The organism is Stenotrophomonas beteli (assembly GCF_001431665.1).
GTDB classification, from domain to species: domain Bacteria; phylum Pseudomonadota; class Gammaproteobacteria; order Xanthomonadales; family Xanthomonadaceae; genus Stenotrophomonas; species Stenotrophomonas beteli.
In genome coordinates this window covers 103,849-124,895 of the sequence record NZ_LLXV01000077.1, presented here as the reverse complement: position 1 = coordinate 124,895, position 21,047 = coordinate 103,849, and the positions used below count along the sequence as shown (strand labels likewise).

Sequence of the window (21,047 nt, the reverse complement as noted above, 5' to 3'; positions counted from 1 at the left end):
CCATGACCCGGGCACGGTCAAGGCGCTGGATGCGGTCGGCGCAATCGAGCTGGGGCGATGTATCGAACATGGGCAAGCCTGCTGGGACAACGGCGGGTAGTTTAGTTCGGCAGGGCGGCGCCCTGCACCCGCAGAGGCCAGAGCAACAGCAACCGCCGGTATTCTGCGGGAGCGCGGGGTGGGTACAGTAGCGGGGGTGGCCGTAAATGCGTCCATGTAAGCTCGGTCGCCGCATCCATGCGGCTCACGCCCCTGCGCAGCCCACCCGCCCGGCCACGGACAGGTTCCTGCGCGGCCAGCCACGAAAGACAGAACAAGAAATCAAAAGCAAAAGCCGGTCGCTGCGCTCTTCAATGCCTGACTTCTGATGTTCCCTGGTTGCCGGCCAGCGGCCGGCACTACCGGGGGAGCGTCCACGCATGGCGTGGATTTACCGCAGATCGCGGAAATCTGTCGAAGGCGGGGTGGGTCCGGTGGCGGGGGTGTCCGCGGCATGGATGCCGCGGCCAAGCCCCCAGGGATGGGTTTACGGCGTCCCCCGCCACCGGACCCACCCCGCCATCCCACGGATAGCCAGCTTTTGACGTTGACGTTGATTGCAGCGGGTGCAGGGCTGCAAGCCCTGCCGGAACCCCACATCACTCAGCAGGCCTCAGCCACCGCAGTGCGCGGACGCCCCAGCCATGCCAGCAGCAGGCCCGATGCCGCCAGCAGGCCACCGGCCACCGGAATCGCGGCATAGCCCAGGCCCGAGCTGATCACCGCACCACCCAGCGCGGCACCCACCGCATTGCCCAGGTTGAACGCACCCACGTTGATCGACGAGGCCAGCCCCGGTGCCTCGCTGGCGGCCTGCATGACCCGGATCTGCAGCGGCGGCACGATCGCGAAGGTCGCCGCACCGAACAGCAGTACGCCGAGCGCCGCGGTGGCGTGGCTCATGAAGGCCAGCGGCAGCACGCACATCAGCACGGCGAGGACCGCCAGCAGGATGCGGGTGGCGCCATCCAGCGACCAGTCGGCCATGCGCCCACCGATGCCATTGCCGAAGGTGAAACCGATGCCGATCAGCGCCAGCGACATGGCAATGAAGGCATTGGACGCACCGGTCAGCTCGGTCAGCACCGGTGCGACGTAGGTGTACAGCGTGAACATCGCGCCCGCGCCCAGCACGGTGGTGGCCATCGCCAGCAGCACCTGCGGCTGCAGGATCGCCTTCAGTTCGCGGCGCACGTCCGGGCGCGGCCCCGGTGCGGACGCCGGCAGCGCCAGACCCAACGCAGTGATCGCAACCAGGCCCAGCACCGCGGTACCGGCGAAGGACAGGCGCCAACCCAGCTGCTGGCCCACCCAGGTCGCCAGCGGCACGCCGCCGATGTTGGCGATGGTCAGGCCCATGAACATGGTGGCCACGGCCGCAGCCTGCTTTTCCTTTGGCACCAGGCTGGCGGCGACCACCGCACCAATACCGAAGAAGGCACCATGGTTGAGGCTGGTGACCAGCCGCGACAGCAGCAGCAGTCCGTAGTTCGGGGCCAGCGCGGACAGCAGGTTGCCGACCACGAAGATCGACATCAGCAGCATCAGCGCGGTGCGCTTGCCGAACCGGCCCATCAGCAGGGTCATCACCGGTGCGCCCAGCATCACGCCCACGGCATAGGCGGTGATCAGCATGCCGGCGGTGGGGATGGAGACCCGCACCCCGTCGGCGATGACCGGCAGCAGGCCCATCGGGGCGAATTCAGTGGTGCCGATGGCGAAGGCACCGACGGCGAGGGCCAGCAGGGCGGCTCTGGAGTTCATGGGGGGTTCCTGGGGCGGAAACGGGCAGGTGCCTAGCCTGCGCGCTTTGCCACAGGCGATTAAGCCTCGCCCCGGGAAAACACTGTTGATCCGGGTTCACAAGTGGCGGCCGGAACCCCGCCGCAGGTGCAAGAGCCGCAGTGTGGTTGCAGAGCCAGGCCCCATAACCAGGAACCCCCGGCGTTGGCCGGGGGTTCGGGATCATGCGCTTACCAGTCGCCGGCACCCGGCACGTGGTGATCGCGCGCGCGGCGGCGCATCAGCAGGTTCAGCCACTCCACCAGCACCGAGAAGCCCATCGCGGCGTAGATGTAGGGCTTGGGCACGTGCACGTCCAGGCCGTCGAGGATCAGTACCGCGCCGATCAGCAGGATGAAGGCCAGCGCCAGCATCTTCACCGTCGGGTTGGCGTCGATGAAGCGGCCCAGCGGGTTGGCGGCCAGCAGCATCACCAGCACCGACAGCAGGATGGCGGCGACCATCACCGGAATGTGGTCTGCGATGCCGACGGCGGTGATCACCGAATCCAGCGAGAACACGATGTCGATGATCGCGATCTGCAGGATGACCATGCCGAACACGCCCGACGCCTTGCTGGTGGCCGGGTTCTCGTCTTCGCCACCGGTGATCAGTTCCTTGATCTCCATGTAGCCCTTGATGATCAGGAACAGGCCACCGACGATCAGCACCAGGTCGCGGATGGAGATGCCCATGCCGGCCACGGTGAACAGGTTGGCCGACATGTGTGCCAGGTAGGCCAGCGACACCAGCAGCGCGATGCGGGTAATGCAGGCCACGGCGATGCCGAGCTTGCGTGCGAACGGACGGCGCTCTTCGGGCAGCTTGCTGACCGCGATGGAAATGAACACCAGGTTGTCGATGCCGAGCACGATTTCCAGCGCGCTGAGGGTGAACAGGGTCACCCAGGCGTTGGGGTCGGCGAGGAACTCAAAGGACATGGAATCTCTTCAAGGCAGTGGGGGAATGGGGTTTCAGCCGTAGGTGCCGGCCAGTGCGTGCGGAACCACGACCAGGGCCCAGCACAGCAGCACGTTCATCATCAGCACGAACACCGCCGCCGAGCCCATGTCCTTGGCGCGGCCGGCCAGTTCGTGGATCTCGCTGCCGTAGCGTTCGATCACCGCTTCGATGGCCGAGTTGGCCAGCTCCATCGCCAGCACCAGCAGCATCGAGCCAATCAGCAGCGCGCGCTCCACCGGGGTCTGGCCCAGCCACACCGCAAGCGGGGTCAGCAGCACCAGCAGGTAGACTTCCAGCCGGAACGAAGACTCATGCAGCCAGGCGGCGCGCAGGCCCTGCCAGGACCAGCGGGCGGCCTGGAAGATGCGACGCGGGCCCCGGGGCAGGTGGCCGAAGTGGTCAGCCACGGGCGAAGCATCCAGCAACAGGGGCGCGGCGCAGCGACCGCTCAGACGCACGGCAGGGAATCATGGGTGCACAGGAATAGGCAGATGGCCGCCATTTTGCCACAAGGCCAGCCGCCATACCCCGGCTCGCCCCGGCGAATGGCCTGCCAGAGGCAAGCACCGCATCGCCGCGCCCTTCTAAGATGGATGTCCCTGCCTGCTGGAGCCCCTGATGACCCGCCGCCCTATCTGCCTGCTGATGTTGGGCCTGCTGAGCGCCGCACCGCTGGCGCAGGCCCTGAGCCCGCCCTCCGCACCGCGTGTGCCCGAACAGGTCTCCAACGTGGCCTGGGCCGACGACATGGCCCGTTTCGCCCGCGCCGACCAGGCCAACCCACCGCCGCGCGGCGGCATCGAGTTCATCGGCAGTTCCTCCATCCGCTACTGGGAGAGCCTGGCCACCGACTTCCCCGGCCAGCCGGTGTTCAATCGTGGCTTTGGCGGTTCGGAAGTGCGCGACAGCACCTGGTACGCCGACCGCATCGTAGTGCCGTATGCACCCTGCAAGGTGTTCTTCTATGCCGGTGACAACGACCTCAACAGCGGCCGCAGTGCGACCCAGGTGCGCGACGACGTGGTCGCCTTCGTGCAGCGCGTGCACCGCGACCTGCCAAAGACCACGGTGGAATACCTGTCGATCAAGCCGAGCCCGTCGCGCGCGCACCTGCTGCCAGCGATCAACGAGGCCAACACGCTGATCAAGGCCGCGCTGGCCAGGCTGCCCAATACCGGCTACACCGACATCTACACGCCGATGCTCGGTGCCGACGGCCAGCCGGATGCAACGCTGTTCCGCGAAGACATGCTGCACATGACCCCGGCCGGCTATGCGATCTGGACCCGAGCGCTGGCGCCGAAGGTCAACTGCAACTGAGCAACCCCATCCACGCATGGCGTGGAGCTACCGACATTTCAGCGGGTTGGGGTCAGAGCCCGTTGCGCAGCAACGGGATCCGACCCCGGCAGGTCGCCGCGTCAGCGGAAGATCACCGTGGCTTCGGTGCCCTGCCCCGGTTCACTGGCCAGGCTGACCGTCCAGCCGAAGCGGTCGCACAGCCGGCGCACGATCGACAGGCCCAGGCCGGTGCCCTGCGGGCGGCTCGGCTCGGCGCGGTAGAACGGCTCGAACGCCCGCGACAGCGCCTCGGCGGACATGCCGATGCCGCTGTCGCGCACCACCACGCGATCGTTGAGCACGTGCACATCGATGCGCCCTTCGTCGGTGTAGCTGCAGGCGTTGCGCACCAGGTTGCTGACCACCACCTGCAGCACCCGTGGCGGTGCGTGCAGCTGCACCGGGCCATCGCTGTGCAGGTGCACCGCGACCGGGCGCGACCCCAGCAGTTCGTTGGCGTTGTCCACTTCATAGCGGACGATGTCGTTGACATCGAACAGTTCGATCTGCGGCTCGACGTCGGCCTCGCGGGCCAGGATCAGGAACGCATCGATCACCGCCTCCATGTCACGGCCGGCACGCTGGATGCGCTGCAGGCTGCGACGCAGGCGCGGCTGCAGGGTTTCATCGCCCAGGGCCATGTCGCTGGCCACGCGGATGACGGTCAGCGGCGTGCGCAGCTCATGGCTGGCGTCACGGGTGAAATTGCGCTCGCGCGCGACGTGCGCGCTGACCCGGTTGGCCAGCGAATGCAGCGCAGCGGCCAGCTGCCGGGTCTCACCCTGCATGTCCGCCGGCAGCTTGTTCGGTTCCAGGTCGGCCGCCTCCGGATGCCCCGGATCCCAGCGCGAGACGCGCCGTGCCAGCCAGTTCACCGGCGATACCAGGCGCTTGGACGCACGATAGGTCACCCAGCTGGCGCCATACACCGCCAACAGGGTCAGCAGTACCGGCACGATGCCGAACCAGAACGCCAGCATTTCCGCGCGCGAGCGCAGGAACACCAGGTACAGGCGGCCGGCCGGGCGTACATCGACCAGCACCAGCTGGTCGTCCTTGGGCAGTTCGTGGAAACCCGGTTCCAGATTGCGCAGGTTGGCCGGCAGGGACAGCGCCGACTGCCCGCTTTCCAGCAGGTAGCCGCGGATGTTCTGGGTGTTCGGCGGTGGCTGCACCGGCGAGGCGTCGTGCAGCGTCCAGTAATACGCCGCCTCCTCGCGCAGGGCAGCACCGACCAGGCTGTGCTTGATCACCAGCGATACCAGCCAGGCACCCAGCAGGATGCCCAGGCTGGCCAGCACTGCCTGCAGGATGAAAGCGATACGGATCTTGCGCGGCAGGCCGTGCGGCATTACGGGGTCCCGGTCAGAGCGCTGCGATTATAGGCAGCGCACCGCGCCTTAGTCGTGCACGGCAGATGACCGCCGGCGCCGCCGGCGGCTCATCCGCCTGATCCTGCTGGGCGGGCGCCCGGCCGTGCCTGCTACTGCACCGGCGCGGGCTCCGCTCAGGCCATCGGCTGGGCAATGTCGGCAATGCGGTAACCGGCACTCTGCACGGTGTGCAGCAGCGGACGGTCGAACGGCTTGTCGATGATCTTGCGCAGGTTGTACAGATGGCTGCGCAGGGTGTCCGAATCGGGCAGGCCATTGCCCCAGATCTCGCGTTCGATTTCCTGGCGGGTGACCACGCGCGGCGATTCGCGCATCAGGATGGTCAGCAGGCGCAGGCCGATCGGTGAAAGCTGCAGCTCGGTACCGGCACGGGTAGCCCGCATGCTGACCGGATCGAGCACCAGGTCGGCGACCTTGAGCACTTCCGAACCGACCTGGCGACGTTCACGGCGGATCAGCGCGCGCAGGCGGGCTTCCAGCTCCTGGATCGCGAACGGCTTGGTCAGGTAGTCATCGGCACCGAAACCGAGGCCGGTGAGCTTGTCGTCCAGCGTGTCGCGTGCGGTGAGCATCAGCACCGGGGTGGACTTGCGCGCGTCGTTGCGCAGGCGACGGCACACTTCGATGCCATCCAGGCGCGGCAACATCAAGTCGAGCACCACGACGTCATAGCTGTTTTCCGCCGCAAGGCGGTAGCCATCCAGGCCGTCCTGTGCATAGTCGACTTCGAAGCCGCGACCTTCCAGGTATTCCCCGATCATCTCGGAGATGTTGCGGTTGTCTTCGACCACCAGCACCAAGCCGGAGGTCTCCTTCGTCTGACGCATGTGATTCCCTCTAACTTCAGCTTTGTGAAACATGCCGGATCGACGGTGGACGCGATGTGAAGTTCCGTCAAGAGGTACACAAACGGTTCAGAGCAGCGGCCTGAGCAGCGGCCAGACATTGTCCAGCACCCTCGGCTGCGCCTGCGCCGTAGGGTGCAGGCCGTCGGCCTGCATCATGCCCGGCTGCAGCGCCACGCCTTCCAGCAGGAACGGCAGCAGCGGCACCTTGTACTGCGTGGCCAGCGCCTTGTAGGCCGCCGCAAGGCGCTGGCGATAGGCCGGCCCGTAGTTGGGCGGTACATCGATGCCCAGCAGCAGCACCCTGGCGCCGGCCTTCTGGCTGGCCAGCACCATTTTCTCCAGGTTGCCCTGTACCTGCGCCGGGGTCAGCCCGCGCAGCGCGTCATTGCCGCCCAGCGCGATCACCACCACGGTCGGTTGTTCCTTCGCCAGCAGGCCCGGCAGGCGGGTCAGCGCGCCGGCGGTGGTCTCCCCGCTCATGCTGGCGTTGACGATGCGCGGCGGTGTTTTCGACTGCTGCCTGACCCGCTTGTCCAGCAGGCTGACCCAACCGGCATCGGCGGGGATATTGTGGGCGGCACTGAGGCTGTCGCCGAGCACCAGCACCGTGCCGGCCGGACCTTTGGCACAGGCCAGCCCGGGCAACAGCAGCAACGCTAGCAGCAGCACCATCATCGCGCCGGCTCGCCGGCTCCATCCCGTCTTGCGCATTGGAGTCTCCTCATCGACAGCCTGTCCCCCCGCAGCGCGTCCGTCGCCATCGCCGTCGACCAGGTCGGCAAGTCCGTGCAGGGCCCGGAGGGTGAAGTCCACATACTGGACAACATCACCCTGACCGTCCATGAAGGCACCAGCGTGGCCATCGTCGGCGCTTCAGGTTCCGGCAAGACCACCCTGCTCGGCCTGCTGGCCGGACTGGACCTGCCCAGCCGTGGCCGCATCGCGATGGCCGGGCAGGATCTGGGCAGCCTCGATGAAGAAGCACGGGCGCAGCTGCGCGCGCGCACCGTTGGATTCGTATTCCAGAGCTTCCACCTGCTGCCGGCGCTGACTGCCGCCGAGAATGTCGCGCTGCCGTTGGAACTGGCCGGCCGCGAGGACCGCGCGCGCGTCGATGAGGTGCTGGCGCAGGTCGGCCTGTCCCACCGTGCCCGCCACTACCCGCGCCAGCTGTCCGGCGGCGAGCAGCAGCGCGTGGCGCTGGCACGTGCCTTCGTCACCCGCCCGCGCATCCTGTTCGCCGACGAGCCGACCGGCTCGCTCGACCATGCCACCGGCCAGCACATCAGCGACCTGCTGTTCGAACTCAATGCCGGCAGCGGCACTACGCTGGTGCTGGTCACCCATGACCTGCGCCTGGCCCAGCGCTGCCAGTACATCCATCGCATCGATGACGGCCGGCTGCTGCCGGTCGAACGCGGGGCGCAGGCATGAACCTGCTGCGCCATGCGTGGCGCGCGCTGCGCCGCGAGGCCCTGGCCGGCGACCTGCTGACCGTGTTCGCCGCGCTGGTGCTGGGCGTGGCGGTGATGACCGCGGTCGGCACACTGGTGAACCGGGTCAACCTGGCGCTGACCGGCAGCGCGGCCGAAATGCTCGGCGGCGACCTCGGCATCGCCGGGCGCGATGATCCGCCGCAGGCATTCGCCGACGAGGCGCAACGGCGTGGCCTGGCGCATACCCGCATCGCCAGCTTCGGCAGCGTGCTGTTCAACGGCGATGCCAGCCAGATGGCCAGCATCAAGGCGGTACAGGCGGGTTATCCGTTGCGCGGCACGCTGCGGGTGCGGGCCACGCCCGGCGGTGCGCTGATCACCGATGCCGGCATGCCGCCCAAAGGCCAGGCCTATGCCGACCCGCGCCTGTTGCAGGGGCTGGGGCTGAAGGCCGGAGACAACTTTGAATTCGGCACCGGCACGCTGCGCATCGCCGGCATCATCGAGGCCGAGCCGGACACCGGCGGCGACCTGCTGACGCTCTCGCCCACCCTGCTGGTCAACCGCGCTGATGTGGAGGGCACCGGGCTGCTTGGCCCCGGCAGCCGCATCAACTACCGGCTGATGTTCGCCGGACCGGCCGATCAGGTTGCCGCGCTGCGCCAGTGGCTGCTGCCGCAAGTCAAAGGTCTGCGCCTGCTGAGCGTGGATGATACCCAGCGCGGCGTACGCCAGGCCTTCGACCTGGCCGGCCGCTTCCTCGGCCTGAGCGCGCTGCTGGCGGTACTGCTGGCCGGCGTGGCGACCGCGCTGGCGGCCAACCGTTTTGCCCTGCGCCGCATCGACCAGGTGGCGATCCTGCGCTGCCTGGGCGCGCGCCAGCGCGACATCCTGCTGGGCCTGGCGCTGCAGCTGCTGATGCTGGCGGTGCCGGCCTGCGCGCTCGGCATCGGCCTGGGCATGGCCGCGCAGGAAGGCCTGGTGCAGGTACTGGGCAGCCTGGTGCCGCAGCGCCTGCCGCTGCCGGAAGCGATGCCCGCACTGACCGGCGCCGGTATCGGGTTGTTGCTGCTGTTCGGCTTTGGCCTGCCGCCATTGCTGCGCCTGCGGGGGGTGCCGCCGATGCGGGTGCTCAACCGTTCCTTCGCCGCCCTGCCGCCGGCGTCGTTGCTGGCCTATGTGGCGGCGCTGGCGGCCAGCCTGCTGCTGGCGGTGCAGGTCACCGGCGATCTGAAACTGGCGCTGTGGGTGCTGGGCGGCCTGGCCGCGCTGGCGCTGGCCGCCGGCGTGGTCGGTTTCGTGCTGCTGCAGCTGCTGCGCGGCCTGCAGCACCGCCTGCACGGCAACTGGCGGCTGGGCCTGGCCGCGCTGACCCGGCGCCGGCTGCTGGCGGTGATGCAACTCGTCGGGCTGTCGCTGTCGCTGTGCGCGTTGTTGCTGCTGGCGGTGACCGGCCCCGGCCTGCTGCAGCAGTGGCGCGAACGCCTGCCTGCGGATACGCCGAACTACTTCCTGATCAACATCCAGCCCGAGCAATGCGACAGCGTGCTGGCCGCACTGCGCGGACTGGGCGCCGGCGACGCCAGCATCGAGCCGATGGCCACCGGTCGCCTGCTCGCGATCAACGGCAAGCCGCCGCTGCGCGTGGACCGCTCGTCGGAACAGAGCGGGCAGCAGGCCTCAGGCGAAGCCCAGCGCGATGACGATGATGAAAACCGGCCGTTGAACTTCAGCTGGCGCAGCAGCTTCCCGCCAGCCAACACGCTGGTCAACGGCACGTTCTGGAAAGCCGACAGCACGGCGCCGGAAGCATCAGTGGAAATCGGCTGGGCCAAGCGCTACGGCGTGTACCCGGGCGACCGGATCACCATTGCAGTGGGCGAGCAGGAGCGCGAGTTCACCGTGACCAGTGTGCGCAAGGCCGACTGGAACACCTTCCGGCCGAACTTCTTCGTGCTGCTGAACCCGAATGCGGTGGGCGACACTCCGCACAACCTGCTGTCAGCGTTCCATCTGCCGGCCGGCAAGGCGGCCGGGCTGGGCGAACTGGTACGCGCGCAGCCGAACCTGTCGCTGCTGGATGTGGACGCGGTGATCTCGCAGGTGCGCGATGTGATGGAGCGTGTGGCGCAGGCGGTGCAGCTGGTGATGGTGTTCAGCCTGCTGGCCGGCGTGCTGGTGCTGCTGGCCGCGCTGCAGGCCACGGCCGGCGAGCGCCGCTACGACAGCGCGGTGCTGCGCACGCTGGGCGCGACCCGGCGCCAGCTGCGGGGTGCGGTGCTGGTGGAGTTCGGCGCACTGGGCACGCTGGCCGCGCTTCTTGCGGTGGGTGCGGCCGCTGCCATCGGCGTGGCGGTCTCGCAGAAGGTGTTCGAGCTGCCCTTGCTGCCACCGTGGCCGGGCCTGCTGATCGGCGGCGGGGTCGGCATCGGGTTGAGCCTCCTGGCGGGCTGGTGGGGTACGCGGGCGATCCTGCATACGCCGCCCGCGTTGGCGCTGCGCGAGGCCTGACCCGGCATCCCACCCGAAAGCGTGCCGAGCAAGCTCGGCACCTACCAAAGCGAAGCGAAGGCATCGAGCTTGGCTGGACGCTACCGGGCCTTCTCCACGTACTTGGCGAACACTTCGTCGATCTGCGCGTCCTTCACCTTCTTGCCGGACTGGATCGCTTCGGCCTGGGTGAACAGCGGAATGATCATCGCCATGCCGTCGATCCTGGTCTTCAGGTGCACGCCCGGGGCCTGGTTCAGGAAACCGTCCCAGCGCTGGCGCACCTTGGCCCAGTAACCGGCAGTAGCCTTCCAGTAGTTGCGCGCCGGGGTGAAGTCGACCTCGGTGGTCTTCACGTAGTCGTTGAAGCCGAACTCGCGTGCGATCTCCACCTGGCTGCCGTCGGCGTTGCGCTGCACCTTGGTGTTGAACTGCTCGTGGGTCCAGCCATTGGGCGTGAGCGTGTGGCGGTTGACCACGGCCAGCGCGTTGTAGTCGCTGCGCTGGGTGTACTCACGACGCGGCAACGGCCGCCAGCTCAGGTCGCTGGTCCAGCTCGGCACGTTGTTGGTGTACGTCCATTTACCGGTGCCGCAGTAGCGCGGTGCGTCGCTCACTTCGTACACGCACTGGGTCCAGGCGCCCTGGTTCACCGCTGCGGGAATGCGGCGTACCTGCCAGGTCTGGTCGGCGCTGAACTCGAAACGGTTCGGTGCTTCGTAGACCCAGTCCTGGCGCCAGTGCTTGGTGATGTGGCCGCTCTTCTCGTCCAGCAGCAGGTGCTGCAGCACGATGCGCTTCGGCGTGTCCTCGACCACGATCACCAGTTCGTTGCCGCCGCTGCGCATCGCCGGGGCGCGCTCGTAGCCCGGCTTCAGCAGCACGGTCTCGTCGAACGCGAAGTCCACGGTGTACTCACCCTGCATGGCCAGGATGCTGTCGTGGTCGCGGGCGATATCGGAGGGCTGCGCACTGGCGACGCCGCTGGCGGCAAGCACAAGCAGGGCGCTGGCTGTCTGGAACTTCATCGGGTCTTCCTTCGGGGTTGCAGGTGTAGTGAGAGGCCGTCCGTGGCCGACAGGCGTTCCATCAGCAAAGGATCACAGGCGGATCAGCGGCAGCTCGCCGGAGATGCGGGCCGCCGGTCGCCGCGCGGCATCGGCGCAGCAGCAGTCATCGATCACCAGTTCGCCTTCGGCGCCTTCCATGCGCGCGATGCGGCGCGCCGTGGCTGCGCCCAGCGAGGACAACGTCGAGAGGCTTGCAGCGAGGGTGCGGCCATCGTCGGCGGCATGCAGGCGCAGCGCACACAGTCGCCAGCGCTGGCCACCGAGATGGCCGGCCAGGCGTCGCCACAGGCGTTCGCCGACACTGCCATCGCTGTCATGCTCCGGGCCCGGCGGCAGCGCCGCGACCAGCCGGTCCCAGGCCAGGAAATCGCTGTCGGGCAGCAGGTACAGCCGCCACACGCAGCGTCCGCGGGCATCGAGGAAACACAGGCTTTCGCGCACGCCCTCGCTGTCCACGCCCTGGCAGGCATGCACGCGTATTGCCTGGCGCCAGCCACCGAGCTCGTTGCCGTCGGCGCGGTACAGGCACAACACGGTGCCGAGCGTGGCCAGCTGTGCCGGCGTCGGCCAGGCCGCGCTGCCCTGCGCGGCGATGGCGTCGTTCCTGCGTGCGGACAAGGCTCGGCTCATGAGGTCACCAGGACACGGCAAGGCTGGCCGACAGGGTGCGGCCCGGGCTGGTATAGCGGTCCAGCACGCGGCTGCTCGGCGACAGCGTCGAACCCACGTTGGACCAGTCGATGTAGCGCTTGTCGCCGAGGTTGAAGACGCCAACGTTGAAGGTGGCGCCCGGGGCGAAGTTCCAGTGCGCCATCAGGTCGGCCACACCGTAGCCGGCCGGGCGGTAGACCGTGGCCGCGGTGACACGGTCCTTGCGCTTGACGAAGGTACCGGCCAGTTCGACGCCCCAGCTGTCGGTGTCGTACATCAGGCCGACGGTGCCGCGCAGCGGGTCGACCGAATCCAGCGGCGTGCCTTCGGTCTTGTTGTCGCCACGCGACCAGGCCACCGAACTGCGCAGCGCCCAACCCTGCAGCACCGGGCTGAGCTGCCCGAAGTCGACGCCGGCCTTCAGTTCGGCGCCGTAGATGCGTGCGTCGGCGATGTTGCGCGACTGGAACACCATCAGGCCCTGTGCGTTGGTACCCACCAGCGACTGCGACTCGATGAAGTCCTTGTACTCGTTGTAGTAGCCACTGACGCTGACGTAGGCGGCCGGCGACAGGAAGCGCAGGCCCAGCTCCATGCCATCGCTGGTTTCCGGCTTCAGGTCCGGATTGGGAATGGCGGTGTAGCCGAAGGCGAAGTTGGTGAAGCCGAGGTTGACGTCGTTGTACGGCGGCGAGCGGAAGCCGTGCGCGTAGCCGGCGAACAGCGACCATTCGTCGGTGAAGCGGTAGACCAGGCCGAACTTCGGCGAGACGCTGGTCTTGGTCAGCGTGGCCACCGCCACGCCGGGGTTGTCTTCGGCGAAGATGCTGTCCACCTCCGGCTTCAGTTCGTAGCGGTCCACGCGCACGCCCGGCACCAGCGACAGCTTGCCGTTGGCCATGCGCATTTCATCCTGCGCATACAGGCCCAGCTCGGTGGTCTTGCTGATCGGGAAATCGCGTACCGGGAAGACGTCGGGCAGGAGGGTGGTGCTGGTCTGGCCATTGGCCAGCACCTGGAAGCCATCGCGCTTCTGGCGGATCTCGGTGCGTGCGCCCTCGAAGCCATAGGTCAGCGCGTGCTCGACGCTGCCGGTGCTGAGGGCCTTGTTGAACTGTGCCTGCAGGCCATAGACGCGCTGGTCGAAATTGAACTCGCGGTGGCGACGGCTGCGGTTGGCACGGTCCTCGTCGGTGATCTGGGTGGTTTCGCTGTGCTGGGTATACAGCTGCCAGTGCAGGCTGTCGGCGAAGCCCTTGTCCAGCGCATCCATTTCATGGGCGAACGACACGCGGGTACGGTTCTGCGTGTCGCGCGCCTTCATGCCGGTGGTGGTGGTGCGGTCGATCGAGGACAGCACGTTGGTATCGGTGTTGTCTTCGTTGCCTTCCACGGTCAGGCGGAAGCGCTGGTCCTGGCTCGGTGCGTAGACCAGCTTGGCCAGCCCGCTGCGACCGTCGCGGTCCTGCGGATTGGCGGCGGTACGGGTGTTGTCCAGGCTGCGCACATCGCCCTTGTTGCCGGTTTCCTGGCCCTGGCGATGGTTGATGTTGACCATGCCGCTCCAGTGCTCACCACCGAACGCGCTGGTCACGCCGCCGAGCAGGCCCTTCCACTCACCGTCATAGCCGAACTTCAGCCCGACGTAGCTGTCCTTGCCGTCCTTCAGGTAATCGGCCGGATCCTTGGTGACGAAGGCGACCACACCCCCGAGCGCGTCGGAACCGTACAGCGAGCTGGCCGGGCCGCGCACGATCTCCACGCGCTTGAGCGTGTCCAGGTCGGTGAAGTTGCGGTTGGCGTTGGAGAACGAGCCGATGTTGAAGCTGGTGGGCATGGCGATGCCATCGGTCTGCACGCGCACGCGGTTGCCGTCCAGGCCGCGGATACGGATGCTGCCCAGGCCGAAGCGCACGGCGCTGCGGCTGACCGACAGGCCCGGCTCGTAGCGCAGCAGATCCTTGATGTCCTGCACCAGGTGGCGATCCATCTGCTCGCGGTCGATCACATCGACGGTAGCGGCAACGTCGCTGACGGCGCGCTCGGTGCGCGTGGCGGTGACCTGCACGCGGTCGAATTCGCGCGCCTCGGGGGCGGCGCTGGCAGCGTTAGCGGCGTGGGCGGACAGCGGCAGCGCGATCCAGACGGCAAGGCAGAGGGCGGTAGGGCGGGTCATCGGGTTCGGTCGGTCAGGCAGGGGAACCCCCGGTCACCGGCACACCCGGAAGGTGCACGCGGTAGACCGAGGGGGAGAGAGCGGGCGCGGACGGGTCGCCCACCCTGCCGGCGCTGCCGGCAGGAGGGAGGGAGGCGGACGACCAGACCGCGATTACTTGGTCAGGATCAGCTTGTCGTTGCTGGTGTGCCGCAGGCGGTAGAAGCGGTCGCCGTGCTGGATCAGGATTTCACGACGGCCCTTGAGCAGGGCTTCGCTGTCGATGACCTCTTCCGGCGGAACGACACGGACTGGACGATCGCGGAGGGTCAGCGTTTCGGGGCGCAGCAGTACAGGTTGAGCATTCATGAGCATCTGGACTCGTGCGAGGGACGAGTCAAATGATAATGATTCTCAGTTGACAATCAACAACCATTCTCAATTTCATTGATGAGATTAATGATCGAATTCGAAAATTCGATAGATCACATCAATTCAAGAAGGCCGCGGCGCCTCTGTAGAGTCGAGCATGGCTCGACGCTACAAAGGGCTGTCAGCCGAAGGCGGCTTCGATCTCGGCCCAGCCGGCCGCATCCACCTGCTCCAGCACGTCCAGTGCCTGCAGGTTCTGCAGCAGCTGCTCCACCCGGCTGGCGCCGAGGATCACGCTGGAGACGTTCGGGTTGCGCAGGCACCAGGCGATGGCCAGCGTGGCCGGGGCGTGGCCCAGCGCGCGTGCCACCTCGCTGAAGCGCCGCACCTGGCCCAGCCGGGCCTCGGCGTCGGCACCCAGCACCAGGGCCTGCAGCCATTCCATGCCTTCCCGGCCCAGCCGCGCGTCGGCAGGAATGCCCTGGTCGTACTTGCCGGTCAGCAGGCCCGAGGCCAGCGGCGAGAAGATGGTGGTGCCCAGGCCAGCGCGGGCGTACAGCGGCGCGTACTCGACCTCGACCCGCTCGCGGTGCAGCAGGTTGTACTGCGGCTGCTCCATCGACGGGCCCTGCAGGTTGCGCGCCTGCGCGATGTCCAGCGCCTGCTCGATCTGCGTGGCCGACCATTCCGAGGTGCCCCAGTAGAGGATCTTGCCCTGCCGTACCAGGGTGTCCATGGCATGCACGGTCTCGGCGATCGGGGCGTCTGGATCCGGGCGGTGGCAGTAATAGAGGTCCAGGTAGTCCACCCGCAGGCGCTTGAGTGCGGCGTGGCAGGCATCGGTCACATGCTTGCGCGACAGCCCGCGCTGGGTCGGCCGCGGGTCCTGGGCACTGCCGAAGAACACCTTGCTGGAGACACAGATGCCGTCGCGCGGCAGGCGCAGGTCGGCGATCACATCGCCCATCACCTGTTCGGCGCGGCCGTTGGCATAGCCCTCGGCGTTGTCGAAGAAGTTGACGCCGTGGTCCCAGGCGGCGGCCACCAGGTTGCGGGCCTCGTCGCGCGGGATCTGGTCACCGAAGGTCACCCAGGCGCCGAAGGACAGGGCGGAAATCGGCAGGCCGGTGGAGCCCAGGCGACGGTAGTGCATGCAAATCTCCTGCTGCGGGCCCGCATCCGGGCCGGGATCGAGCCCCATTCTACCTGCCGCCGCTGGGCGCAAGCCCTTGCCGTTGCTGGCCTGATCGGTACCGATGGGTGCGCACACGCTGCTTTTCCTTGCCCCGGCCCCTGCCCTGCACTAGGCTTCCCGTTTTTCGCGACGCCCCAGGGGAGTCACTCACATGGTCGAAGGTTTGGGCAGGATCGGCTTCGGCCTGTTCGGGTTGGCGGTGCTGATCGGCATCACCTGGTTGTTTTCCAACAACAAGCGTGCGGTTGACTGGAAGCTGGTTGCCACCGGAATCACCCTGCAGATCGCGTTCGCGGCGCTGGTGATCCTGGTGCCGGGCGGGCGCGACGTGTTCGACGCGCTGGGCAAGGGCTTCGTCAAGATTCTCAGCTTCGTCAACGAGGGCTCGGGCTTCATCTTCGGCTCGTTGATGGACACCAAGAACTACGGCTTCATCTTCGCCTTCCAGGTGCTGCCGACCATCATCTTCTTCTCGGCGCTGATGGGGGTGATGTACCACCTCAACGTCATGCAGGCGATCGTGCGCGTGATGGCGTGGTCGATCACCAAGGTGATGCGCGTGTCCGGCGCGGAAACCACCAGCGTCTGCGCCAGCGTCTTCATCGGCCAGACCGAGGCGCCGCTGACCGTGCGCCCGTACATCGCCAGGATGACCCAGTCCGAGCTGCTGACCATGATGATCGGCGGCATGGCCCACATCGCCGGCGGCGTGCTGGCGGCCTACGTGGGCATGCTCGGCGGTGGCGACCCGGCGCAGCAGGCCTTCTATGCCAAGCACCTGCTGGCGGCGAGCATCATGGCCGCACCGGCCACCCTGGTCGTGGCCAAGCTGCTGATTCCGGAAACCGGCACCCCGCTGACCCGCGGTACGGTGAAGATGGAAGTGGAGAAGACCTCCAGCAACATCATCGATGCGGCCGCGGCCGGCGCCGGTGACGGCCTGAAGCTGGCGCTGAACATCGGCGCGATGCTGCTGGCCTTCATCGCCCTGATCGCGCTGCTGAATGCCCCGCTGACCTGGTTCGGCGATGTGACCGGCCTGGCCGCTGCCATCGGCAAGCCGACCAACCTGTCGACCATCTTCGGCTACGTACTGGCCCCGATCGCCTGGGTGATCGGCACCCCGTGGGCTGATGCCACCACCGTCGGTTCGCTGATCGGCCAGAAGGTCGTGATCAACGAGTTCGTCGCCTACACCGAGCTGTCGCAGATCGTGAACGGCCAGATCCCCGGCGTGAGCCTGTCCGCCGAAGGTCGCCTGATCGCCACTTATGCACTGTGCGGCTTTGCCAACTTCAGCTCGATCGCGATCCAGATCGGCGGCATCGGCGGCCTGGCCCCGGAACGTCGCCACGACCTGGCCAAGTTCGGCCTGCGCGCGGTGCTGGGCGGTACCATTGCCACCTTCATGACGGCGACCATCGCCGGCGTGCTGACGCACTTCAGTTGAACCCCTGGTTGAGAAAAGATTCCCTATGAGCAGCAGTGTCGTTGTCGTCGGTTCCTTCAATGTCGATCACGTGTGGCGGTGCGAGTCGCTGCCGGCACCGGGTGCGACCATTGCCGGCCGTTACAGCACCGGCCCCGGTGGCAAGGGCTTCAACCAGGCCGTGGCCGCCTGCCGTGCCGGTGCCGACACCCACTTCGTGTGCGCGCTGGGCGATGACGCCGGTGGCGCCACGGCACGCGAACTGGCTGCGCACGATGGTTTCGGGCTGATTGCCGAAGCCAGCAGTGAGCCGACCGGCACCGCAGGCATCTACGTCGATGCCCGCGGCCGCAACACCATCGTGATCGGCCCGGGCGCCAACGCCGCGCTGGGCACCGATTTCCTGCAACAGCAGCAGGCCATGCTGACCAGCGCCAAGGTGGTGCTGGTGCAGCTGGAATCGCCGGTGCCGACCATCGAAGCCGCACTGGCCACGGCCCGCGAAGCCGGCGTCACCACCGTGCTCAACACCGCGCCGGCCGACGCGCCCTCGACCATCGGTCTGCTCAAGCTGGCCGATGTGATCACCCCGAACGAGACCGAGTTCGCCGCCCTGCTCGGCCGCCATGTCGGTGAGCGCGTGGATGCCAACGATGTCGCCGCGCTGGACGGTGCCAGCCTGCACGCGCTGTGCCGCAAGCTGGTCGGCAACGGTACGGTGGTGGTGACCCTGGGCTCGGTGGGCGTGTTCGTTTCGCATGCCGAGGAGAACCTGCGCGGCGATACCCAGCCGTACTACCGCGTGGGTGCAGAACAGGTACAGGCGATCGACACCACCGGTGCCGGTGACGCCTTCAACGGTGCGCTGGCCGCGTCGCTGGCGCAGGTGGCTGATGCCCCGTTCGCCCGCCACGTGCGCTTCGCCAACCAGTTCGCCGGCCGTTCGACCGAGAAGGAAGGCGCCGCTGCGGCGATGCCGCGCTTCACCCCGACCGACGCCGAAGCAAAGTAGATCCACGCCACGCGTGGATGAAGAAGCCCGGGTGTGCAGACACCCGGGCTTTTCTGTTTGCCCTTCAATGAGGCAGATCCACGCCATGCGTGGATGAACGAGACCGGGCAAGCCGCCGCAGCAGCAGGCCCGCGACGATTGCCAGCAGCGCCACGGCAGCGGCCACCACGCCCAGCGAGGCAAGCCCGAAGCGTTCGATGGCGCCACCTCCCAGCAGCGCGCCCAGGCCGATGCCGGCGTTGGCCGCGGACACATTCAAGGTTCCCGCCAGCGCCTGCGCCTGCGGCGCCGCACGCATCACCCGCACCTGGCACAGCGGGAACAATGCGGTATGCGCCACACCCCACAGGGCCAGTGCGATCAGCACGAACGTGCCGTGGCCGGCCAGGCCGACACTGGCCAGCATACCCAGCGCCAGCACCGCGCAGAACACCAGGGTCGCGCCCAGCGGCGCACGATCGACCCAGCGCCCACCCAGTGCATTGCCGATCAACCCGACAGCCCCGAAGCCCATCAGCCACCAGCCCACCTGTGCCGCCGGTACCTGCATCAGCCGCTCCAGCACATCGGCCAGGTAGATATAGGCAGCAAACATCGCGGTGAACACCAGCACCGACAGCAGCACATCGCCCAGCAACTGCGGCTGGCGCAGCACTCGTGCCTGTTCGCCCAGCGCGCGCCGCGGTCCGGCCACGGTGTCCGGCATCCACAACGCCAGCGCGCCGGCCATCAACAGCGACAGGGCCGCCAACAGCCAGAAGCTGCCGCGCCAACCGAGGGCGTCGGCGGCCAACGTACCCAGTGGGATACCGAACAGCATTGCGGCGGTGATACCCAGGTAGACCCGCGCGACCGCACGACCGCCCTGCCCTGCAGGGGCCAGCTGCGCAGCAGTCTCACTGGCGATGCCCCAGAACACCGGCAGGGCCAGTGCCGGCAGCACCCGCGCCAGCGCCAGCAGCCACGGCTGCGTGGCCATCGCGGCCAGCGCGTTGGAACCCGCGAACAACAGCAGGATGGCCACGAACAGGCGGCGCCGGCCGACGTGTGACAGCAGCGCGGTCAACGGTGGCCCGGCCAGCATCACGGTGAACGCGAACAAGGTAACCAGCTGCCCGGCGCGGGCGATGCCCAGGCCAAGGTCGCGCGCCAGCGCCGTCAACAGGCCGACGATCAGGAACTCGGTGGTGACGATGACGAAGGCGGACACCGCCAGCAGGACAACCGAAAGGCGTGCGCGGCCGTTTGCGCGGACAGCGGCCGCGGCGGAATCGAGGGAGGACATGGGCGGGCATCAGAACAGGGGCCGCCAGCCTATTTCCTCCCCGGATTCCGATTGCTGCTATGTTTTCCATCGATTCCGGACAGAAATTCCCCATGCTTCCCACCGAGCGCCTGCGCGGCATCGAGGCCTTCGTCGCCACCGCCGATGCCGGCAGCTTCACTGCCGCCGCCGAACGCCTGCACCTGACCAGTTCGGCGGTGGGCAAGACCATCGCACGGCTGGAGGCACGCCTGGGCGCGCGGTTGTTCGAGCGCAGCACGCGCCGCCTTCGCCTGACCGAGGCCGGTGAGGGCTTCTACCGCACCTGCGTGCGGGTGCTGGGCGAGCTGGCCGATGCCGAGTCGGTGCTGGTCTCGCACGCAGACGCGCCCGTGGGCCGCCTGCGGGTGGATGCGCCGGCCACCTTCGGGCGCCTCAAAGTCTGGCCGTTGCTGCTGCAGCTGGCCGCAGAGTTTCCACAGTTGCATCCGCAGGTGACCTTCAGCGACCGCTTCAGCGACCTCGCCGAGGACGGCGTCGACCTCGCCGTGCGCATCGGCGGTCCCGAGCCGCTGCCCGCCACGCTGGGCAGCCGCCTGCTCGGTTACGAATGCCTGCGCTTCTGCGCCTCCCCGGCCTACCTGCTTCGGCATGGCCAGCCCCGCTCGGCCGCAGAGCTGGCCGGGCATGACGGTGTGCTGTTCGGACGCGCGGACGGCAGCATCGGGCCGTGGCAGGTGGCCGATGGCAGGCAGCGCAGTACACCGCTGCAGGCCCGCGCGCGCCTGGTGGTTGGCAGCGCCGAGGCCCAGGTGGCGGCGGTCGAGGCCGGCTTCGGCATCGCGCAGCTGGCCACCTGGCTGGTCGATGACGCGCTGGCGCGCGGCAGCCTGGTCTCGATCCTGCCGTCACTGGACTGCCGCGGCCTGCCGCTGCGCCTGCTGTGGCCGCAGGGCCGGCAACGGCTACCACGCGTGGACGTGGCCCTGGACCGTCTCGGCGCCGGGTTGCAGATCGATCCGCCGCGCTGAGCGAAGCGCCATCGGCGGCGGTCGCATCGAACAGCTGCGACTGCCGGTCGCATTGCCCGCATCCCGCCCCTCACCCACCATCCGCGCAGCGTTTCAGCGTGGGCAGGACATGGACGGATTCCCCTGGTTGCTGGTTGCCGCCGCCGGTAGTGCCATCGCAGCCTTGCTGCATATCGGCTGCATCGCCTTCGGCGCCGCGTGGTACAGGTACTTCGGTGCCGGCCAGCGCATGGTCCGGCTGGCACAGGCCGGGCATTGGTGGCCGCCGCTGATGACGGCCGGCATCACCGCTGTGCTGGTGGCCTGGACCCTGTACGCACTGGCCGCCGCCGGCTGGCACTCGCCGCTGCCGGCCAGCCGCCTGGTGCTGCCTGGCATCGCCGCGCTGCTGTTGCTGCGTGCCGCGATGGGCTTGGTGCTGGCGCTGCTCCGCCCCGGCTACAACGGCCGGGGCTTCTGGATGGCCAGTTCACTGGTCTGCCTGGGCCTGGGCCTGGCCTTCGCCATCGGCACCGGCCAGGCCTGGGAAAGCCTGGGCTAGCCGCCCACCATCGCCCGCGCGTGGGGACGGTGGA

At 68.0% G+C, this 21,047-nt stretch carries 19 protein-coding genes; 7 read left to right on the top strand and 12 right to left on the bottom strand.

Features of this window, described 5'->3' with window-relative positions:
* Positions 1-642: 642 nt before the first annotated feature.
* The 3 genes from ARC23_RS18365 to ARC23_RS18355 all read right to left on the bottom strand — a co-directional run bounded on the left by ARC23_RS18365 (position 643) and on the right by ARC23_RS18355 (position 3,191).
* The gene (locus tag ARC23_RS18365) at positions 643-1,803 is read right to left on the bottom strand and encodes an MFS transporter (RefSeq protein WP_057498522.1); all 1,161 of its coding nucleotides are present in this window, start codon (positions 1,801-1,803) and stop codon (positions 643-645) included.
* Between the two features lie 209 nt (positions 1,804-2,012).
* The gene (locus tag ARC23_RS18360) at positions 2,013-2,762 is read right to left on the bottom strand and encodes a TerC family protein (protein WP_004144462.1); all 750 of its coding nucleotides are present in this window, start codon (positions 2,760-2,762) and stop codon (positions 2,013-2,015) included.
* Between the two features lie 33 nt (positions 2,763-2,795).
* On the bottom strand, positions 2,796-3,191 hold the full coding sequence (locus ARC23_RS18355; protein WP_057498528.1) for a diacylglycerol kinase: 396 nt from the start codon (positions 3,189-3,191) through the stop codon (positions 2,796-2,798).
* Between the two features lie 211 nt (positions 3,192-3,402).
* Here ARC23_RS18355 and ARC23_RS18350 point away from each other — a divergent pair, with 211 nt between their 5' ends.
* Positions 3,403-4,104 (top strand): SGNH/GDSL hydrolase family protein, encoded by a 702-nt coding sequence (locus ARC23_RS18350; protein WP_057498521.1) that lies wholly within the window; start codon positions 3,403-3,405, stop codon positions 4,102-4,104.
* 101 nt (positions 4,105-4,205) lie between these two features.
* Here the strand turns inward: ARC23_RS18350 and ARC23_RS18345 are convergent, their stop codons facing one another.
* From ARC23_RS18345 to ARC23_RS18335, 3 genes are all read right to left on the bottom strand, one after another.
* Positions 4,206-5,477: a sensor histidine kinase gene (locus tag ARC23_RS18345; protein ID WP_057498520.1), complete on the bottom strand. Its 1,272-nt coding sequence runs from the start codon at positions 5,475-5,477 to the stop codon at positions 4,206-4,208.
* A gap of 155 nt (positions 5,478-5,632) precedes the next feature.
* A complete protein-coding gene (locus tag ARC23_RS18340; protein WP_002811889.1) occupies positions 5,633-6,346 on the bottom strand; it encodes a response regulator transcription factor in 714 nt (237 codons plus the stop codon).
* Between the two features lie 87 nt (positions 6,347-6,433).
* Complete coding sequence (locus ARC23_RS18335; protein WP_057498519.1) at positions 6,434-7,078, bottom strand: arylesterase; 645 nt, start codon at positions 7,076-7,078, stop codon at positions 6,434-6,436.
* Positions 7,079-7,153: 75 nt separating this feature from the next.
* Between ARC23_RS18335 and ARC23_RS18330 the strand changes: the two genes are divergently transcribed.
* Both ARC23_RS18330 and ARC23_RS18325 read left to right on the top strand, forming a co-directional pair.
* Positions 7,154-7,801, top strand: a complete 648-nt coding sequence (locus ARC23_RS18330; RefSeq protein ID WP_057498518.1) for an ABC transporter ATP-binding protein — start codon at positions 7,154-7,156, stop codon at positions 7,799-7,801.
* Positions 7,798-10,314: an ABC transporter permease gene (locus tag ARC23_RS18325; protein ID WP_057498517.1), complete on the top strand. Its 2,517-nt coding sequence runs from the start codon at positions 7,798-7,800 to the stop codon at positions 10,312-10,314. Before ARC23_RS18330 ends, ARC23_RS18325 begins: the two co-directional genes overlap by 4 nt.
* An 80-nt stretch (positions 10,315-10,394) precedes the next feature.
* Here ARC23_RS18325 and ARC23_RS18320 read toward each other — a convergent pair whose 3' ends face one another.
* From ARC23_RS18320 to ARC23_RS18300, 5 genes are all read right to left on the bottom strand, one after another.
* The gene (locus tag ARC23_RS18320) at positions 10,395-11,321 is read right to left on the bottom strand and encodes a DUF6607 family protein (RefSeq protein WP_057498516.1); all 927 of its coding nucleotides are present in this window, start codon (positions 11,319-11,321) and stop codon (positions 10,395-10,397) included.
* A 72-nt stretch (positions 11,322-11,393) separates the two neighbouring features.
* Positions 11,394-11,993 (bottom strand): hypothetical protein, encoded by a 600-nt coding sequence (locus tag ARC23_RS18315; RefSeq protein ID WP_057498515.1) that lies wholly within the window; start codon positions 11,991-11,993, stop codon positions 11,394-11,396.
* A 4-nt stretch (positions 11,994-11,997) separates the two neighbouring features.
* Entirely contained in the window at positions 11,998-14,190 is a 2,193-nt protein-coding gene (locus ARC23_RS18310; protein ID WP_057498514.1) for a TonB-dependent hemoglobin/transferrin/lactoferrin family receptor, read from the bottom strand.
* 153 nt (positions 14,191-14,343) lie between these two features.
* Positions 14,344-14,538 (bottom strand): hemin uptake protein HemP, encoded by a 195-nt coding sequence (gene hemP, locus ARC23_RS18305; protein ID WP_005412278.1) that lies wholly within the window; start codon positions 14,536-14,538, stop codon positions 14,344-14,346.
* Positions 14,539-14,722: 184 nt separating this feature from the next.
* Positions 14,723-15,694, bottom strand: a complete 972-nt coding sequence (locus ARC23_RS18300; protein ID WP_057498513.1) for an aldo/keto reductase — start codon at positions 15,692-15,694, stop codon at positions 14,723-14,725.
* 193 nt (positions 15,695-15,887) lie between these two features.
* Here ARC23_RS18300 and ARC23_RS18295 point away from each other — a divergent pair, with 193 nt between their 5' ends.
* The gene (locus tag ARC23_RS18295; RefSeq protein WP_057498512.1) at positions 15,888-17,186 is read left to right on the top strand and encodes a NupC/NupG family nucleoside CNT transporter; all 1,299 of its coding nucleotides are present in this window, start codon (positions 15,888-15,890) and stop codon (positions 17,184-17,186) included.
* A gap of 25 nt (positions 17,187-17,211) precedes the next feature.
* Positions 17,212-18,177, top strand: a complete 966-nt coding sequence (locus ARC23_RS18290; protein WP_057498511.1) for a ribokinase — start codon at positions 17,212-17,214, stop codon at positions 18,175-18,177.
* A gap of 64 nt (positions 18,178-18,241) precedes the next feature.
* Here the strand turns inward: ARC23_RS18290 and ARC23_RS18285 are convergent, their stop codons facing one another.
* Positions 18,242-19,462 carry an MFS transporter gene (locus ARC23_RS18285; protein WP_057498510.1) on the bottom strand — a complete coding sequence of 407 codons (1,221 nt, stop codon included), beginning with the start codon at positions 19,460-19,462 and terminating at the stop codon, positions 18,242-18,244.
* Positions 19,463-19,554: 92 nt separating this feature from the next.
* On the opposite strand from ARC23_RS18285, the gene ARC23_RS18280 reads away from it, so the two are divergent.
* Positions 19,555-20,472 carry a LysR family transcriptional regulator gene (locus ARC23_RS18280; RefSeq protein ID WP_005408112.1) on the top strand — a complete coding sequence of 306 codons (918 nt, stop codon included), beginning with the start codon at positions 19,555-19,557 and terminating at the stop codon, positions 20,470-20,472.
* Positions 20,473-20,581: 109 nt separating this feature from the next.
* On the top strand, positions 20,582-21,013 hold the full coding sequence (locus tag ARC23_RS18275; RefSeq protein ID WP_057498509.1) for a hypothetical protein: 432 nt from the start codon (positions 20,582-20,584) through the stop codon (positions 21,011-21,013).
* The last annotated feature ends 34 nt before the right edge of the window (positions 21,014-21,047 follow it).

Excerpts from the sequence above, each read along its gene's own strand:
- ARC23_RS18325 (WP_057498517.1), top strand. The coding sequence starts at position 7,798 with ATGAACCTGCTGCGCCATGCGTGGCGCGCGCTGCGCCGCGAGGCCCTG.
- ARC23_RS18300 (WP_057498513.1), bottom strand. The coding sequence starts at position 15,694 with ATGCACTACCGTCGCCTGGGCTCCACCGGCCTGCCGATTTCCGCCCTG.
- ARC23_RS18335 (WP_057498519.1), bottom strand. The coding sequence starts at position 7,078 with ATGCGCAAGACGGGATGGAGCCGGCGAGCCGGCGCGATGATGGTGCTG.
- hemP (WP_005412278.1), bottom strand. The coding sequence starts at position 14,538 with ATGAATGCTCAACCTGTACTGCTGCGCCCCGAAACGCTGACCCTCCGC.
- ARC23_RS18315 (WP_057498515.1), bottom strand. The coding sequence starts at position 11,993 with ATGAGCCGAGCCTTGTCCGCACGCAGGAACGACGCCATCGCCGCGCAG.
- ARC23_RS18295 (WP_057498512.1), top strand. The coding sequence starts at position 15,888 with ATGGTCGAAGGTTTGGGCAGGATCGGCTTCGGCCTGTTCGGGTTGGCG.
- ARC23_RS18340 (WP_002811889.1), bottom strand. The coding sequence starts at position 6,346 with ATGCGTCAGACGAAGGAGACCTCCGGCTTGGTGCTGGTGGTCGAAGAC.
- ARC23_RS18320 (WP_057498516.1), bottom strand. The coding sequence starts at position 11,321 with ATGAAGTTCCAGACAGCCAGCGCCCTGCTTGTGCTTGCCGCCAGCGGC.
- ARC23_RS18280 (WP_005408112.1), top strand. The coding sequence starts at position 19,555 with ATGCTTCCCACCGAGCGCCTGCGCGGCATCGAGGCCTTCGTCGCCACC.
- ARC23_RS18345 (WP_057498520.1), bottom strand. The coding sequence starts at position 5,477 with ATGCCGCACGGCCTGCCGCGCAAGATCCGTATCGCTTTCATCCTGCAG.
- ARC23_RS18350 (WP_057498521.1), top strand. The coding sequence starts at position 3,403 with ATGACCCGCCGCCCTATCTGCCTGCTGATGTTGGGCCTGCTGAGCGCC.
- ARC23_RS18290 (WP_057498511.1), top strand. The coding sequence starts at position 17,212 with ATGAGCAGCAGTGTCGTTGTCGTCGGTTCCTTCAATGTCGATCACGTG.
- ARC23_RS18365 (WP_057498522.1), bottom strand. The coding sequence starts at position 1,803 with ATGAACTCCAGAGCCGCCCTGCTGGCCCTCGCCGTCGGTGCCTTCGCC.
- ARC23_RS18310 (WP_057498514.1), bottom strand. The coding sequence starts at position 14,190 with ATGACCCGCCCTACCGCCCTCTGCCTTGCCGTCTGGATCGCGCTGCCG.
- ARC23_RS18285 (WP_057498510.1), bottom strand. The coding sequence starts at position 19,462 with ATGTCCTCCCTCGATTCCGCCGCGGCCGCTGTCCGCGCAAACGGCCGC.
- ARC23_RS18275 (WP_057498509.1), top strand. The coding sequence starts at position 20,582 with ATGGACGGATTCCCCTGGTTGCTGGTTGCCGCCGCCGGTAGTGCCATC.
- ARC23_RS18360 (WP_004144462.1), bottom strand. The coding sequence starts at position 2,762 with ATGTCCTTTGAGTTCCTCGCCGACCCCAACGCCTGGGTGACCCTGTTC.